At 59.6% G+C, this 15,330-nt stretch carries 15 protein-coding genes; 11 read left to right on the top strand and 4 right to left on the bottom strand.

Translation table 11 applies throughout. The annotated features are described in order from the left end of the window. The 3 genes from KOL70_RS20285 (at nucleotide 1) to lplT (ending at nucleotide 4,820) form a co-directional block, all read left to right on the top strand. Complete coding sequence (locus KOL70_RS20285) at nucleotides 1-1,392, top strand: efflux transporter outer membrane subunit (RefSeq protein ID WP_371824678.1); 1,392 nt, start codon at nucleotides 1-3, stop codon at nucleotides 1,390-1,392. Between the two features lie 90 nt (nucleotides 1,393-1,482). Next, nucleotides 1,483-3,633: a bifunctional acyl-ACP--phospholipid O-acyltransferase/long-chain-fatty-acid--ACP ligase gene (aas, locus tag KOL70_RS20280; protein WP_104093663.1), complete on the top strand. Its 2,151-nt coding sequence runs from the start codon at nucleotides 1,483-1,485 to the stop codon at nucleotides 3,631-3,633. Beyond that, nucleotides 3,630-4,820 (top strand): lysophospholipid transporter LplT, encoded by a 1,191-nt coding sequence (gene lplT / locus KOL70_RS20275; RefSeq protein WP_104093662.1) that lies wholly within the window; start codon nucleotides 3,630-3,632, stop codon nucleotides 4,818-4,820. The genes aas and lplT overlap by 4 nt, the downstream gene beginning before the upstream one ends. Before the next feature lie 310 nt (nucleotides 4,821-5,130). On the opposite strand, the gene KOL70_RS20270 is transcribed toward lplT, so the two are convergent. The 4 genes from KOL70_RS20270 to mutH all read right to left on the bottom strand — a co-directional run bounded on the left by KOL70_RS20270 (nucleotide 5,131) and on the right by mutH (nucleotide 8,144). After that, nucleotides 5,131-6,171: an NADP(H)-dependent aldo-keto reductase gene (locus KOL70_RS20270; RefSeq protein WP_021506697.1), complete on the bottom strand. Its 1,041-nt coding sequence runs from the start codon at nucleotides 6,169-6,171 to the stop codon at nucleotides 5,131-5,133. 143 nt (nucleotides 6,172-6,314) lie between these two features. Further along, entirely contained in the window at nucleotides 6,315-6,533 is a 219-nt protein-coding gene (locus KOL70_RS20265; protein ID WP_021506698.1) for a YgdI/YgdR family lipoprotein, read from the bottom strand. Between the two features lie 116 nt (nucleotides 6,534-6,649). After that, entirely contained in the window at nucleotides 6,650-7,360 is a 711-nt protein-coding gene (locus tag KOL70_RS20260; RefSeq protein ID WP_021506699.1) for a TerC family protein, read from the bottom strand. 97 nt (nucleotides 7,361-7,457) lie between these two features. Further along, a complete protein-coding gene (mutH, locus tag KOL70_RS20255; protein ID WP_058757065.1) occupies nucleotides 7,458-8,144 on the bottom strand; it encodes a DNA mismatch repair endonuclease MutH in 687 nt (228 codons plus the stop codon). A 684-nt stretch (nucleotides 8,145-8,828) separates the two neighbouring features. On the opposite strand from mutH, the gene rppH reads away from it, so the two are divergent. From rppH to KOL70_RS20215, 8 genes are all read left to right on the top strand, one after another. Next, nucleotides 8,829-9,359 (top strand): RNA pyrophosphohydrolase, encoded by a 531-nt coding sequence (gene rppH / locus KOL70_RS20250; RefSeq protein ID WP_031279497.1) that lies wholly within the window; start codon nucleotides 8,829-8,831, stop codon nucleotides 9,357-9,359. 12 nt (nucleotides 9,360-9,371) lie between these two features. Next, complete coding sequence (gene ptsP, locus KOL70_RS20245) at nucleotides 9,372-11,618, top strand: phosphoenolpyruvate--protein phosphotransferase (RefSeq protein WP_058757064.1); 2,247 nt, start codon at nucleotides 9,372-9,374, stop codon at nucleotides 11,616-11,618. A gap of 112 nt (nucleotides 11,619-11,730) precedes the next feature. After that, nucleotides 11,731-12,612 (top strand): prolipoprotein diacylglyceryl transferase, encoded by an 882-nt coding sequence (lgt, locus tag KOL70_RS20240; RefSeq protein WP_021506703.1) that lies wholly within the window; start codon nucleotides 11,731-11,733, stop codon nucleotides 12,610-12,612. Next, nucleotides 12,609-13,403: a thymidylate synthase gene (gene thyA / locus KOL70_RS20235; RefSeq protein ID WP_021506704.1), complete on the top strand. Its 795-nt coding sequence runs from the start codon at nucleotides 12,609-12,611 to the stop codon at nucleotides 13,401-13,403. Before lgt ends, thyA begins: the two co-directional genes overlap by 4 nt. A gap of 202 nt (nucleotides 13,404-13,605) precedes the next feature. Then, the gene (locus tag KOL70_RS20230) at nucleotides 13,606-14,076 is read left to right on the top strand and encodes a prepilin-type N-terminal cleavage/methylation domain-containing protein (protein WP_215481474.1); all 471 of its coding nucleotides are present in this window, start codon (nucleotides 13,606-13,608) and stop codon (nucleotides 14,074-14,076) included. Further along, nucleotides 14,067-14,606 (top strand): prepilin peptidase-dependent protein, encoded by a 540-nt coding sequence (locus KOL70_RS20225; RefSeq protein ID WP_215481473.1) that lies wholly within the window; start codon nucleotides 14,067-14,069, stop codon nucleotides 14,604-14,606. Before KOL70_RS20230 ends, KOL70_RS20225 begins: the two co-directional genes overlap by 10 nt. Further along, nucleotides 14,603-15,031, top strand: coding sequence for a DUF2509 family protein (locus KOL70_RS20220; RefSeq protein ID WP_215481472.1), 429 nt, complete (start codon nucleotides 14,603-14,605; stop codon nucleotides 15,029-15,031). Before KOL70_RS20225 ends, KOL70_RS20220 begins: the two co-directional genes overlap by 4 nt. A 1-nt stretch (nucleotide 15,032) precedes the next feature. Continuing rightward, nucleotides 15,033-15,323, top strand: coding sequence for a prepilin-type N-terminal cleavage/methylation domain-containing protein (locus tag KOL70_RS20215; protein WP_230857086.1), 291 nt, complete (start codon nucleotides 15,033-15,035; stop codon nucleotides 15,321-15,323). Nucleotides 15,324-15,330: the final 7 nt, after the last annotated feature.

Below are 15,330 nucleotides of genomic sequence, written 5' to 3'. Positions count from 1 at the left end.
ATGAACATTGGCGCGCTGACGGCGGCGCTACTGGTTGCTGGCTGTAGCGTTGGCCCCGATTATCAGCGTCCGGCGATGGCGCTGCCGACGCACTATAAAGAGGCCAAAGGCTGGACGCAGGCCACGCCGCAGGACGCCAGTCGCAAAGGGGAGTGGTGGACGGTGTATCACGATGCCACCTTGTCCAGCCTGCTGCGCCAGGTGAGCATTTCTAACCAGAACGTCGCCAGTTATGCGGCGCAGTATCGCGAAGCCCAGGCGCTGAGCGCGCAGTCGCGCGCGGCGCTGTTTCCCTCACTCGACTACGATGTCAGCAGCACGCGCAGCGGCAGCCGTGCCAGCACCAGCGGTCAGCGCAGCGTCAGCAACAGCCACAGCGCTACGCTGAATGCCAGCTGGGAGCTGGATCTGTGGGGCAAACTGCGCCGCACCCAGGAAGAAGATAAGGCCAGCGCGCAGGCCAGCCAGGCTGAACTGGCCAATGTCACGCTGAGCGCCCAGTCAGAACTGGCGCAGGACTATTTTCAGCTGCGCATCATCGACGAAAAGATCGCGCTCTATCAGCGCAGCATTGAAGCTTATCAGCGCTATCTCAGCGTGATTAACAACAAGTACCGCGCCGGTAGCGAATCCCGCGCAACCCTGGCGCAGGCACAGATGCAGCTGGAGAGCGCCCGCGCTTCGGCGCAGGATTATCAGTGGCAGCGCGCGCAACTGGAGCACGCGGTGGCGCTGCTGCTGGGGCGTGCGCCAGCCGACTTTACGTTGCTGGTGGCGAAGCTGGATGCCACGCTGCCGTCCATTCCGCAGAGCCTGCCTTCGGCGTTGCTGCAGCGCCGTCCGGACATCGCCTATGCCGAACGTAACGTGGCGGCCGCCAACGCGGCGGTCGGGGTGGCGATTGCCGGTTATTATCCCGACCTGACGCTCAGCGCCAGCGGTGGCGTGACCGCCTCAGCGATCCACAGCTTATTGTCGCTGCCGAATCGCGCCTGGTCGCTGGGGCCGGAGCTCAGCGGTACGCTGCTCGACTTTGGCGCGACCTCGGCGAAAGTGGCGCAGGCGCGTGCCGCCTATGATGCCAGCGTGGCCACCTATCGCCAGACGGTGCTGAGCGCGCTGGGAGAAGTGGAAGATAACCTGGTGGAACTGAATACCTTGCAGGGGGAAATCGCCGCGCAGCAGCGCGCCGCCGTGGCGGCACAGGAGTCAGCACGCGTAACGCGCAACCAGTATGACGCCGGCATGATTGATTACCTTGATGTCGCTACCACGGAAAACAGCAGCCTGAGCGAGCAGCAGAGCCTGCTGTCGCTGCAGAGCAGCCAGTGGGTGAGCAGCGTGGCGCTGATCGCCGCGCTGGGCGGCGGCTGGCAGGGCGAATCACCCTGAATTCATCACGATAAATCACTGCGCTACTTGTCGAACATCCCCGGATCCTGCAAGGTAAGAACCATTTTTTACCGCTGCTAAGGAGCTGGCATGCTATTTACCGTTCTGCGTTTCCTCTGTCGCCTGTTATGGCGCGTTGAGCTGCGTGGCGATCTGACTGCCCTGCACAAAGAAAAAGTGCTGATCACGCCAAACCATATGTCGTTTCTCGATGGCGTGCTGCTGGCGCTGTTTCTGCCCATCAAACCGGTGTTCGCCGTCTATTCTTCGATCAGCGAACAGTGGTATATGCGCCTGCTCAGGCCGGTCATCGACTTCGTGCCGCTCGACCCCACCAAACCGATGTCGATCAAACATCTGGTGCGCATGATCAACGAAGGGCGTCCGGTGGTGATCTTTCCGGAAGGGCGCATTACCGTCACCGGCTCATTGATGAAAATCTACAGCGGCGCTGGCTTCGTCGCTGCGAAATCCGCCGCCACCGTGGTGCCGATGCGCATTGAAGGCGCAGAGTACACGCCGTTTGGCCGCCTGGCCGGGGTGTTTAAACGCCGCCTGTTCCCGCGCATTACCCTGACGGTGCTGCCGGCCACGGTAATTCCCATGCCGGAAGCGAAACGCGCGCGCGACCGCCGCGTGCTGGCCGGTGAGCATTTACACCATGTGATGATGGAAGCGCGCATGGCGGTGCGCCCGCGCGAAACGCTGTTCGACGCTTTTCTCAATGCGCGCACCCGTTACGGGCTGAGTAAAGCCTGCATCGAAGACATCAACTTTAAGCCGGACAGCTACACCGGACTGTTGAAAAAAGCGCTCGGCGTCGGACGCATTCTGGAGCGCTACAGCCAGCAGGGCGAATTCGTTGGCCTGCTGCTGCCGAACGCCACGGTGACCGCGGCAGCGATTCTCGGGGCTTCACTGCGCGGTCGCGTGCCGGCCATGCTCAACTACACCGCCGGCATCAACGGCATGCGCGCGGCGCTGACCGCCTCGCAGGTGAAAACCGTGTTTACCTCGCGCCAGTTCCTCGAGAAAGGCAACCTGTGGCACCTGCCGCAGGGGCTGACGGAGGTGCAGTGGATCTATCTGGAGGATCTGAAGGATACCGTCACGCTGCAGGACAAACTGTGGATCCTCGCGCACCTGCTGCTGCCGCGCCGGGCACAGGTTGCGCAGCAGCCAGAAGACGCGGCAATGGTGCTGTTTACCTCCGGCTCGGAAGGCAATCCCAAAGGCGTGGTGCACTCGCACAAAAGCCTGCTGGCGAACGTGGAGCAGATTCGCACCGTGGCGGATTTCACCCCGCGCGATCGCTTTATGTCGGCGCTGCCGCTGTTCCACGCCTTCGGCCTCACCGTCGGGCTGTTCACGCCGCTGCTGACCGGCGCGCAGGTATTTCTCTATCCCAGCCCGCTGCACTATCGCATTGTGCCGGAACTGGTATACGACCGTAACTGCACCGTGCTGTTTGGCACCTCCACCTTCCTCGGCAACTATGCGCGCTTTGCCAGCCCGTACGATTTCGCCCGGCTGCGCTACGTCGTCGCCGGTGCTGAGAAGCTGCAGGAAGGCACGCGCCAGATCTACATGGAGAAGTACGGCATCCGCATCCTCGAAGGTTACGGCGTGACCGAGTGTGCACCGGTGGTGGCAATCAACGTGCCGATGGCCGCCAAATCGCATACCGTCGGGCGTATTCTGCCGGGCATGGATTCACGTCTGATTGCGGTACCCGGCATTGAGCAGGGCGGACGGCTGCAGCTGCTCGGTCCGAACGTCATGAATGGCTACCTGCGGGTGGAAAACCCCGGCGTGCTGGAGCCACCGGTGGCGGATAACGGCGAAGGCGAACAGGAAGCCGGCTGGTACGATACCGGGGATATTGTCAGCTTTGACGAGGGCGGTTTCTGTCAGATTCAGGGGCGCGCTAAACGCTTCGCCAAAATCGCCGGAGAGATGGTGTCGCTGGAGAGCGTGGAGCAGATTGCCCTGAAAGCCTCGGCGGAGAAACAGCACGCGGCGTCGCTGCGGCCCGATGGCCAGCGTGGCGAAGCGCTGGTGCTGTTTACCACTGACAGTGAACTCAGCCGCGAGCGGCTGCAGCAGGCCGCGCGTGAGATGGGTGCGCCAGAACTGGCCGTGCCGCGCGATATTCGCTACATGAAACAGCTGCCGATGCTGGGCAGCGGTAAACCTGACTACGTCAGCCTGAAACAGCTGGCAGAAGAGGAGCGGGCATGAGTCAGTCGGTGAATCCGGACGCCCCGTTGCTGTCGCGCAGTATGCTGGCGGTGATCGTGGCACAGTTTTTCTCTGCCTTTGGCGACAATGCGCTGCTGTTCGCCACGCTGGCGCTGCTGAAAAGTCAGTTCTATCCGGACTGGAGCCAGCCGATCCTGCAGATGTTGTTTGTGGCCACTTACATTCTGCTCGCGCCGTTTGTCGGACAGATGGCCGACAGCTTTGCCAAAGGACGGGTGATGATGTTTGCCAACAGCCTTAAGCTGCTCGGTGCGCTGGTGATCTGCTTCGGCTTTAATCCGTTTCTCGGCTACACGCTGGTGGGCGTTGGCGCGGCGGCATATTCGCCGGCGAAATACGGCATCCTGACGGAGATCACCAGCGGCGCGCGGCTGGTGAAAGCCAACGGGCTGATGGAGTCGTCGACTATCGCGGCGATTCTGCTCGGCTCGGTGGCAGGCGGCGTGCTCGCCGACTGGCATCTGCTGGCAGCACTGGTGGTGTGTGCACTCACTTACACACTGGCGGTGGTGGCGAACCTGTTCATTCCGCGTCTGCAGGCAGCGCGCCCCAGCCAGAGCTGGCACGCTGGCGCGATGCTGCGCAGCTTTATCGCCTCGGCACAGCTGCTGTGGCGTAACGGTGAAACCCGCTTTTCGCTGCTCGGCACCAGCCTGTTCTGGGGCGCCGGCGTCACGCTGCGCTTCCTGCTGGTGCTGTGGGTGCCGGTGGCGCTCGGCATCACGGACAATAAAACGCCGACCACGCTAAATGCCATGGTGGCGATCGGTATCGTTATCGGCGCGGCCGCGGCGGCAAAACTGGTCACGCTGCAAACGGTGCGGCGCTGCATGCCGGCCGGCGTGCTGATTGGCGTGATGGTGGTGCTGTTCTCGCTGCAGCATAGCCTGCTGAATGCGTATCTGCTACTGATGCTGATTGGTGCGCTTGGCGGCTTCTTTGTGGTGCCGCTCAACGCGCTGTTGCAGGAGCGCGGCAAAGATACCGTGGGTTCAGGCAACGCGATTGCGGTGCAAAACCTGGGTGAGAACAGCGCGATGCTGCTGATGCTGGGGCTGTATACTGTGGCGATTAAGCTGGGGACGCCGGCGGTCGTGACGGGCGTGGGCTTCGGCGCGCTGTTCGCCATGGCGATTGCCGTGCTGTGGTGGAGAACGCGTCGCTGAGCGGCGCAGAAAGGGACCAGGTCGCCATGAATGGCGATCCTACCCTGGCCCGGCGCGTACGCCAAAACCACAGCAGGTACGCAAGGATAACAAACCCTGTAGGGGGCGCGTTAACGCGCACCAAAACCGCAGCAGGTACGCGAGGGTAACACAAACCCTGTAGGGTGCGCGTTAACGCGCACCAAAACCACAGCAGGTATGCGAGGGTAACACAAACCCTGTAGGGTGCGCGTTAACGCGCACCAAAACCGCAGCACGTACGCCAGGGCCATAAACCCTGTAGGGTGCGCGTTAACGCGCACCAGGGAGATTACGGTGCCGGATACGTGTACTGACGGTGAATCGCCTCCAGCGCCTCTAACACCTCGCCGCTCAGCGTCAGGTTGAAACTCTCCACGTTAACCTTCAGCTGTTCCATGGTGGTGGCACCGAGCAGGGTGCTGGCCACAAACGGCTGCTGCCGCACATAGGCCAGCGCCATCTGTGACGGATCAAGGTTGTGCTGTTTCGCCAGCGCCACGTAAGCAGCAATCGCCTGCTGTGACTGCTCGCCGCTGTAGCGGGTAAAGCGGCTGAACAGCGTATTGCGTGCGCCGGCCGGTTTCGCCCCGTTGAGGTATTTGCCGCTCAGCGTACCAAAGGCCAGGCTGGAATAAGCCAGCAGTTCCACGCCCTCATGCTGGCTAATCTCTGCCAGACCCACTTCGAAACTGCGGTTTAGCAGGCTGTACGGATTCTGAATGGTGACGATACGCGGCAGCTCATGCTTCTCCGCTAGTTGCAGGTAGCGCATCACGCCCCAGGCCGTTTCGTTCGAGACGCCAATGTAACGGATCTTGCCCGCGCGCACCTGTTCGGTCAGCGCTTCCAGCGTCTCCAGCAGCGTAACGGTGGCGGTGTTATCACTGTACTGATAACCGAGCTTGCCAAAGTAGTTGGTCTGGCGCTGCGGCCAGTGCAGCTGGTAGAGGTCGAGGTAATCGGTATTAAGGCGTTTCAGGCTGGCGTCCAGCGCTTCGCGGATGTTCTTGCGATCCAGCGCCTGGTTGGGGCGAATCAGCGCATCGCTGCCGCGCACCGGGCCGGCGACTTTACTCGCCAGAATGATTTTGTCGCGGCTGCCGCGCTTTTGCAGCCAGCTGCCAATGTATTTTTCGGTCAGGCCCTGGGTTTCCGGACGCGGTGGCACTGGATACATCTCGGCGGTATCAATCAGGTTAATACCCTGGCTAACGGCGTAATCAAGCTGCTGGTGGGCGTCGGCTTCGCTATTCTGCTCACCAAACGTCATCGTGCCTAACCCCAGCTGACTGACTTCCAGCGTGCTATGGGGGATACGGTGATAATGCATTGCCGGCTTCCTTTTTTCATTATGAAACGGAATGTTGTGTTCTCTGGGACTATAGCCTGTGAAGTGGCGCAGAAGGAAGGGGGGAAAGTTCGGGAAATCGCCTGCACAGGGGGAAAACGCGTACAGGCGAGGCAATTTGGCACTTAACGCTCAATGATGGTGGAAACCTCGTCACCATTAATTTGCATAACATGGCCCTGTTCGTCGGTGTACTGCACCAGACCGGTTTCTTTATCAATCGACGGCTTACCTTCGGTCATAATCATGCGGCCATCTTTGGTGGCCATAACGTAATCACTGCTGCAACCGCTTAATGCCAGCGCCGCCAGCAGCAGGCCCACTGCACTTACCAACCCTTTCATTCTCAGCTCCCTCAAGCCACTTCAACAGCAAAAGTGTAGTAATAAATGCTTTTGCCAGCTGGAGTAATCGCATCATTCCTAAAATAACAGGGCGAGATGCGCTCGCCCTTGACAGGTTACGCTTTGTTTTTCCTGCTGCGCATCAGGTTCAGACACTCTACCGCCATGGAGAAGAACATCGCAAAATAAATGTAACCTTTTGGTACATGCATACCAAAACTCTCGAGGATCAGGGTAAAGCCGACCAGAATCAGAAACGCCAGCGCCAGCATTTTGACCGACGGATGCCGCTCAACAAACTCGCCAATCGCGCGCGCGGCTACCATCATCATCAGCACCGCGATGACCACCGCCGCCATCATAATGAACAGGTGATCGGACAGACCGACGGCAGTGATCACCGAATCCAGGCTGAAGATGATGTCGAGCAGCATGATCTGCACGATGGCGCCGAAGAAAGAGTGCACATTGGTTTTGTGCTCCTCTTCGCCGCCTTCGATGGTTTCATGGATCTCCATGCTCGACTTCCACAGCAGGAACAGGCCGCCGAACAGCAGAATCAGATCGCGCGCGGAGAAGGCGTGGTCCATGATGGAAAACAACGGCTGCGTCAGTCTCACCACCCAGGCGATGGAGGCCAGCAGCCCGAGGCGCATCAACATCGCCCCCATCAGACCCAGCCGGCGCGCCCGGTTTTGCTGGTGCTGCGGCAGTTTCGCGACCACCAGAGACAGGAAAATAATGTTATCGATACCCAGCACCACTTCCAGAATGGTTAATGTTCCCAGCGCCAGCCAGGCGTTGGGATCAGCAATCCAGTCAAACATGAATCCTTCATTCCTAAACGAAAAGTAAACGGGAATTATACACGGCGCAGGCGGCGCTGCCTAAAGCGATCCTGCAAGGGCGAGGTTGTACCGGGAATTACAGCAGAAAATGCCGTGCCAGCAGCGGTCCGGTAAAGCTCTTCTTGAGATAAAAACCGCGCGGCAGCGTCATGATCGGCTCGCCATGTTCGCCGATGGCTTCGGTCAGCGCTTTGCTGTTGGCCGCTTTTGGCCTGATTTGCAGCCACGCACCGTGGCGGGCGGTGATGCGCTCCACCTGGCCGAGCACAATCATGTCCATCAGCTCTTCCCAGTCCTCACGTAACTGCTGCTCTTCCTGCGCATTCGGCTGCCACAGCAGCGGCGAACCCACGCGGCGTTCGGCCAGCGGAATGGCACGATCGCCCTCCACCGGGATCCACAGCACCCGTGCCAGCTTGTGGCGCACGTGGCTGGTTTGCCAGGTAACGCCGCTGTTGCCGGTGAGCGGTGCCACGCAGACAAAGGTGGTTTCCAGCGGCTTACCCAGCGCGTCGACCGGAATGGTTTTGAGTTCAATACCCAGATGCGCAAAATCCTGCTCGGCTTTACTGCCGGCGCTGGCGCCAAGCAGCAGCTCCAGCAGCATGCCAACCCAGCCTTTGTCACGGCGTAAATCGGCGGGCATCGGCAGGCCAAGCTGCGCGGCCAGCGCGGCAAAGCTCTGACCAGCCAGCTGTTGGGCACGCTGGAGCAGTTCGGCTTCGTTACGGGGCGCAGCAGGCAAGGCGGCAGGGCAATTCATGATAAAACTCGCATTGGTCAAAATTTGGTCAGTAAAGGTCGGCGCGTGTTGTCCACATCGTGCCGGACAATGTAAACGTGATAATAGCATGATTCAGCATGCTTTTTTAGCGCGATTGACCAGGAGCTCACCAGGGTAAGAGGCGGTTATCCCGGTTTGTTATCGACAATGAACAGGATCTTAAACCCAGTTATCCACAGAAAAGTGGGATAACCCCACGTTTTGCCCACCCCTGTTTCCATTTACAGCCTTGACTTTGCCGAACTGCACGCTTTTTTTCCATTCTCTGCCCAGGTTTAGGACATTCTCTGTGGATAAAATCAACGGTGATGGATCTTTGAGCAGCGGTAACCGCGTGGGGAAGAATAACCGGCTGTCACACCGTGTATCTGAACGCATTGATTGGCTATCACCATGATAAATGGTGGTTTTAGTGCTATTCTCCCCGGCGTGCATGAGAATTTTCCGAAGCGGTTATTCAACTCATTCCCGTGTTCTGCACAAAGCTATCCACAGAAAAGGTGAATAAGATCGCCGTTAAATGCCCCTGTCTGTTTATAACATGGCTATTATCTGTGAGTTATCCCATTGTTATCCGGTCAGCGGCGCGGATATCCAGTGGTTTACCGCCTGTAAGGAGTATGAAACAATCAGGCTATTCAAATTTAGCTTTGAGGTAGTCCAGTGATCGATGATGATGGCTACCGCCCGAATGTTGGTATCGTAATCTGTAACAGGCAAGGACAAGTGTTATGGGCCAGGCGCTTTGGACAGCACTCCTGGCAGTTTCCTCAGGGAGGCATCAATCCGGGTGAAACCGCTGAACAGGCGATGTATCGCGAACTGTTCGAAGAAGTGGGTTTACACCGCAAAGATGTTCGAATACTTGCTTCAACCCGTAACTGGTTACGTTACAAGTTGCCAAAACGTTTGGTGCGTTGGGACACAAAGCCGGTGTGTATCGGCCAGAAACAAAAGTGGTTTCTTCTGCAGTTGATGTGTAGTGACGCGGATATCAATGTGCAACACAGCAGCACGCCGGAGTTCGATGGCTGGCGCTGGGTCAGCTTCTGGTATCCGGTACGTCAGGTTGTCTCTTTCAAGCGCGATGTGTATCGCCGCGTCATGAAGGAATTCGCTGGCGTGGTGATGTCTATGCAGGAGAGTGCGGGGCAGCGCAATAACAACGCCGCCCATCGACGTAAAAGAGGATAGGCCACGCCCTTTATGCTCACTCAGTTGCGCGAAATTGTAGAAAAAGTGGCGAGTGCACCGCGTCTGAATGAAGCACTCGACATTCTGGTCAACGAAATATGCCTGGCGATGGAGACCGAGGTCTGCTCGGTTTACCTCGCCGATCACGATCGGCGTTGCTACTACCTGATGGCGACGCGCGGCCTGAAAAAGCCGCGCGGCCGCACAGTTACGCTGGCGTTCGACGAAGGTATCGTCGGGCTGGTGGGCCGCCTGGCCGAACCGATCAACCTCGCCGATGCGCAAAGTCATCCCAGCTTCAAATACATTCCCTCCGTCAAAGAAGAGCGCTACCGCTCGTTTCTGGGTGTGCCAATCATCAGCCGGCGTCAACTGCTCGGCGTGCTGGTGGTGCAACAGCGAGAGCATCGTCAGTTCGACGAAAGCGAAGAGTCATTTCTGGTTACGCTGGCCACGCAGATGGCCGCGCTGCTGTCGCAGTCGCAGCTTGGCCAGCTGTTCGGTCAGTTCCGCCAGACGCGCGTCAAAGCGATTGCCGCCGCGCCGGGCGTCGCCGTCGCACCTGGCTGGGTTGATGAAACACAGCCGCTGCTCGACCAGGTGTCCGCCGCCTCTACGCTCGATCCACAGCGTGAACGCGAGCGCCTGATTGTCGCCATGGGCGAGGCGGGTAACGAGTTTCGCCGCTTCAGCAAGCGTTTCGCGGCCAGCGTGCAGAAAGAGAGCGCGGCGATCTTCGATCTCTACTCGCACCTGCTCACCGATGCGCGACTGAAAAAAGATCTGTTTGCCGAGATCGAGCGCGGATCGGTAGCCGAGTGGGCGGTCAAAACGGTGATCGAGAAGTTTGCCGCACAGTTTGCCAGCCTGCAGGATCACTATTTACGCGAGCGCGCCGGGGATTTGCGCGTGCTCGGCCAGCGCCTGCTGTTCCACCTTGACGACACGCTGGTGGGCACCAATGCCTGGCCGGAACGCTTTGTGCTGGTGGCCGATGAACTCACCGCCACCACGCTGGCGGAGCTGCCGCAGGAGCGGCTGGCGGGTGTGGTGGTGCGCGATGGCGCAGCCAACTCGCACGCGGCGATCCTCACGCGCGCCATGGGTATACCGACCGTGATGGGCGCGGATATCCTGCCGTCGCAGCTCAACAAGCGGCTGCTGATCGTGGACGGCTATCGCGGCGAAGTGCTGATCGATCCGGAGCCGGTGCTGGTGCAGGAGTATCAGCGGCTGATCAGCGAAGAGAACGCGCTGAGCAAAATGGCCGAAGATGTGGTGGAGCAGCCCGGCGAGCTGAAAAGCGGCGAGCGCGTGCAGGTGATGCTCAACGCCGGTCTCAGCCCGGAACACGAACAGGCGCTCGACAACTGGGTTGACGGCATTGGCCTGTATCGCACCGAAATTCCGTTCATGCTGCAAAGCGGCTTCCCGTCGGAAGAGGAGCAGGTGGCGCAATATCAGGGCATGCTGCAACTGTTTTACGACAAACCGGTGACGCTGCGCACGCTGGATGTCGGCGCTGACAAACAGCTACCTTACATGCCGATCAGTGAAGAGAACCCCTGTCTCGGCTGGCGTGGCATTCGTCTGACGCTCGACCAGCCGGAGATCTTCCTGGTGCAGGTGCGCGCCATGCTGCGCGCCAACGTCGCCTCGGGCAACCTGAGCATTCTGCTGCCGATGATCAGTCATATTGACGAGATCGAAGAGGCGCGGCGCCTGATCGATCGCGCCGGTCGCGAAGTGGAAGAGATGCTCGGTTATGCCATTCCGAAACCGCGCATTGGTGTGATGATTGAAGTGCCGTCGATGCTGTTTCTGATCCCGCATCTGGCGCAACGCGTGGACTTTATCTCCGTCGGCACCAACGATCTTACCCAGTATCTGCTGGCGGTCGATCGCAACAATACCCGCGTCGCCAACCTTTACGATTCGCTGCATCCGGCGATGCTGCGGGCGTTGCAAACCATCGCCAGTGAAGCCCGCCAGGCCAAACTGGAGCTGTGCCTGTGTGGTGAAATGGCGGGCGATCCGATGTGCGTCGCGCTGCTGGTGGGTCTGGGTTATCACCATCTCAGCATGAACGGCAAGAACATTCCGCGCGTCAAATACCTGCTGCGCCACCTCGATTATGAAGAGGCGCAGAAACTGAGCCAGCAGGGCGTGATGGCACACACCGCAACGGAAGTGCGCCATCTGGTGTCGGCCTTCATGGAGCGGCGCGGCCTGGGCGGACTGATTCGCGGCGGACGTTAACTGTTTACATTTCTGCGGAAATTGTGAAAAGCGGCTGTGCTATGATGCGCAGCCTTTTATTGTATGGCCCTTTAGCCACGCCCTTTTGCGGGCAGAAAAAACATGGTGAAAGATGACTAACGGCTACATTTCATTTCCCCAATTCGATCCGGTGATCTTCTCCATCGGACCGGTTTCGCTGCACTGGTACGGCCTGATGTATCTGGTAGGCTTTGTGTTTGCTATGTGGCTGGCGGTGCGCCGCGCCAACAAACCCGGTAGCGGCTGGAAGAAAGAAGAAGTTGAAAACCTGCTGTACGCGGGCTTCCTCGGCGTGTTCCTCGGCGGCCGCATCGGCTACGTGCTGTTCTATAACCTGCCGCTGTTCCTCGACAACCCACTCTATCTGTTCAAAGTGTGGGACGGGGGCATGTCATTCCACGGTGGTCTGATTGGGGTGATCGTGGTGATGCTAATCTTCGCCCGTCGTACCAAACGCACCTTCTTCCAGGTCTCTGATTTCATTGCGCCGCTGATCCCGTTTGGCCTCGGTGCTGGCCGTCTCGGCAACTTCATCAACGGCGAACTGTGGGGCCGCGTGGCGCCTGACTTTAAATTCGCCATGCTGTTCCCGGGTTCGCGCAGCGAAGACCTCGCTTTGGCGGCCAACAACCCGCAATATCAGGAACTGCTGAACACGTACGGCGTGCTGCCGCGCCATCCGTCACAGCTGTATGAGCTGTGCCTGGAAGGCATCGTGCTGTTTATCATTCTCAACCTGTTTATTCGCAAGCCGCGCCCGATGGGCAGCGTCTCCGGCCTGTTCCTGATTGGCTACGGCGCATTCCGCATTATCGTGGAGTTTTTCCGCCAGCCGGATGCCCAGCTTGGCCTGTTCGAAGGCGGTATCAGTATGGGCCAGATTCTGTCGATCCCGATGATTCTGGCCGGAGTGATTATGATGGTCTGGGCGTATCGTCGTCGCCCGCAGCAACAAACGCGTGAGGTAAAATGAAACAGTATCTGGATTTGATGCAACATGTGCTGAATGAAGGCGCAGAAAAGGCCGACCGTACCGGTACCGGCACGCTCTCCATCTTTGGCCACCAGATGCGTTTCAATTTGCAGGACGGTTTTCCGCTGGTCACCACCAAGAAGGTGCATCTGCGCTCGATCATTCATGAGCTGCTGTGGTTCCTCAAAGGCGACACCAACATCGGCTACCTGAAAGAGAACAAGGTCACCATCTGGGACGAATGGGCGGATGAAAACGGCGATCTGGGACCGGTCTACGGCAAGCAGTGGCGCAGCTGGGGCAAAGCTTCCGGCGAAGAGATCGATCAAATCAGCAAGGTGATTGAGCAGCTGAAACGCGATCCGGATTCGCGCCGCATTATCGTTTCGGCATGGAACGTCGGTGAGCTGGATCAGATGGCGCTGGCGCCGTGCCACGCGTTTTTCCAGTTCTACGTGGCGAATGGCAAGCTGTCGTGCCAGCTGTACCAGCGTTCGTGCGATATCTTTCTTGGCCTGCCGTTCAATATCGCCAGCTATGCGCTGCTGGTGCATATGGTGGCACAGCAGTGCGATCTTGAGGTGGGTGATTTCGTCTGGACCGGCGGCGATACGCACCTGTACAGCAACCATCTCGAACAGGCGCGACTGCAGCTGACGCGTGAACCGCGACCGCTGCCGAAACTGGTGATTAAGCGTAAGCCCGCGTCGATTTTTGATTACCAGTTCGATGATTTTGAGATCGAAGGCTACGATCCGCATCCGGCGATCAAAGCGCCGGTCGCCGTGTAATCTGCCGCTCTCCAGCATCAGGCCCTGCCATCGCGCAGGGCTTTTTTTTGCCTGGCCTCCGTCCGCTTCTGCGGGGATTTTCTGAATCCGACGCGCAAAAAAAGGGTGTTGTCTGCACCGGGCATAACTTTCCTGCGGCACGCTTTCCATCTTCTCTGTTTGCCGCTGTTGCTTTTCGTCCGGCAGGCGCAGAGTGCCGGTTATGAACAGAACCCAAAACGCCGGCTTTACGCTGCCGGAACTGCTGCTGGTTATGGTGATTGCCGGCATCCTCAGCATCGCCGCCTTACAGGGCTGGCATCGCTGGCAACAGTATCAGCAACTGCGTGACAGCGTTCTGCAGCTGCAGAGCTTTTTGCTGCGGCTGCGCGCGCACGCCAGCTGGCACAACCGCGACCTCAGCCTGTGGCTGCAATCGGGCGAAAACGGCTGCCTCGGCACCGGGCCGCAGCCCGCTGAAGGGTGTCAGTTGCCGTCGCGCTGGCTGTTCCGGCCACCTTATAGCGAAGTGCGCATCACCGCGCTGATCGGCGAGCCGGGCTTTTACGGCCGACGCGATGTTGCCCGGCCTGGCAGTATCGAACTGGAGAGCGCAGCTGGCCGCTGGCGCGTCATCCTCTCCGCCCGGGCGCGCATCCGGGTCTGCCAGCCGGGAGAGAAGGGATGCGAATAACGCAGGGGGGCTTCAGTCTGCTGGAGATGCTGATCGCCATGGCGATTGGCGCGGTGCTGATGGTCAGCGTCGGCCGCTTTCTGCCGCTGCTGCTGGAACAGAACCTGCGCCTGCAGCAGCGGGTCCAGCTGCAACAGGAGCTGCAGCAGATTGCCGGCTCGCTGGCCAAAGCGCTGCGCCGTGCCGGTTACTGTCACGGTCAGTGCGCCGGTGCGGCGCTCACGCTGATGAGCAGCGGCAGCTGTGTATTGCTGCGATGGGACGAAAACAGTAACGGACGCTGGGAAGGCGTCGGTCACAGTGAAAGCGATTATTACGGCTATCGTCTGCGCAACGGACAGCTGGAGATGCAGCGCGGCGTGGACGAGTGCAACAGCAACGGCTGGGAGCGCATCACCGATCCGGCATTCCTCACCCTCAGCACCTTCCGGGTTGAGCGTCAGAGCTCGCGGCTGCTGTTGCAGCTGGCCGCCACGGCGGGCCGCCAGCAGGCAGAGCTGACGATGATGATTGAGGGGCTGAATCTGTGAAGCAGCGGGGCAACAGTACGCTTGGCATGGTGGTGATGTTACTGCTGATGGGCGGGCTCACGCTGCACGCCGCGCGCACGCAGCTGGCGCAGGGCATGGCGCTGGTCGCCGACGAGCAGCAGCATCAGCAGGATTTCTGGCAGGCGCAGGCCGCTTTAACGTGGGGCCGGCAGCAAAACTGGCCGCAGGCCGCGGGCTGGCAATGTCAGACCGCTCTGGCCGACGCGTGGCAAAGCTGTCTGCGGCGGCAGGAGGAGAATCATGGCTTATTATCGGCGCGCGGCACCGGACGTGCGCTCGTGCTCTATCAGTGGGTGTCGCTGCGCAACGGTCAGCTGCAGCCACAGCCGCATGGCTGGATCGACTACTGCCCGCTGGCAAAGGCGGAGCAGTGTCAGTTGCCAGAGGCGACAGCAGGGTTTTAGCCTGGCGGAAACGCTGGTCGCGATGCTGCTGCTGGCGATGACCATCAGCACGCTGCTGCAGTATCATCGCGCACTGGCGCTGGGATTTAGCCAGCAGTGGCAGCAGCGCCAGGCGTGGCAGGTAGCCGGGCAGGCGCTGCTCGGGCGTGATACTGCCGGCTGGCACATTGTGCACCAGCCGCAGAGTTTACCTGGCGGCTGCGTGCTGGATCGCGTTACCGTCACCGGACCCCATCAGCGCACGGCGTCGCTGGCGCGGCTCAATTGCCGCGAAGGTGATGCCGGCGGGTAGGCAGGCC

This window comes from Pantoea sp. B270 (genome assembly GCF_018726825.1).
Lineage (GTDB): Bacteria > Pseudomonadota > Gammaproteobacteria > Enterobacterales > Enterobacteriaceae > Pantoea > Pantoea dispersa.
The sequence above is the reverse complement of the archived record's forward strand: the minus strand, read 5'-3'. Positions and strand labels throughout refer to the sequence as shown.

Excerpts from the sequence above, each read along its gene's own strand:
- KOL70_RS20285 (WP_371824678.1), top strand. The coding sequence starts at position 1 with ATGAACATTGGCGCGCTGACGGCGGCGCTACTGGTTGCTGGCTGTAGC.
- aas (WP_104093663.1), top strand. The coding sequence starts at position 1,483 with ATGCTATTTACCGTTCTGCGTTTCCTCTGTCGCCTGTTATGGCGCGTT.
- lplT (WP_104093662.1), top strand. The coding sequence starts at position 3,630 with ATGAGTCAGTCGGTGAATCCGGACGCCCCGTTGCTGTCGCGCAGTATG.
- KOL70_RS20270 (WP_021506697.1), bottom strand. The coding sequence starts at position 6,171 with ATGCATTATCACCGTATCCCCCATAGCACGCTGGAAGTCAGTCAGCTG.
- KOL70_RS20265 (WP_021506698.1), bottom strand. The coding sequence starts at position 6,533 with ATGAAAGGGTTGGTAAGTGCAGTGGGCCTGCTGCTGGCGGCGCTGGCA.
- KOL70_RS20260 (WP_021506699.1), bottom strand. The coding sequence starts at position 7,360 with ATGTTTGACTGGATTGCTGATCCCAACGCCTGGCTGGCGCTGGGAACA.
- mutH (WP_058757065.1), bottom strand. The coding sequence starts at position 8,144 with ATGAATTGCCCTGCCGCCTTGCCTGCTGCGCCCCGTAACGAAGCCGAA.
- ptsP (WP_058757064.1), top strand. The coding sequence starts at position 9,372 with ATGCTCACTCAGTTGCGCGAAATTGTAGAAAAAGTGGCGAGTGCACCG.
- lgt (WP_021506703.1), top strand. The coding sequence starts at position 11,731 with ATGACTAACGGCTACATTTCATTTCCCCAATTCGATCCGGTGATCTTC.
- thyA (WP_021506704.1), top strand. The coding sequence starts at position 12,609 with ATGAAACAGTATCTGGATTTGATGCAACATGTGCTGAATGAAGGCGCA.
- KOL70_RS20230 (WP_215481474.1), top strand. The coding sequence starts at position 13,606 with ATGAACAGAACCCAAAACGCCGGCTTTACGCTGCCGGAACTGCTGCTG.
- KOL70_RS20225 (WP_215481473.1), top strand. The coding sequence starts at position 14,067 with ATGCGAATAACGCAGGGGGGCTTCAGTCTGCTGGAGATGCTGATCGCC.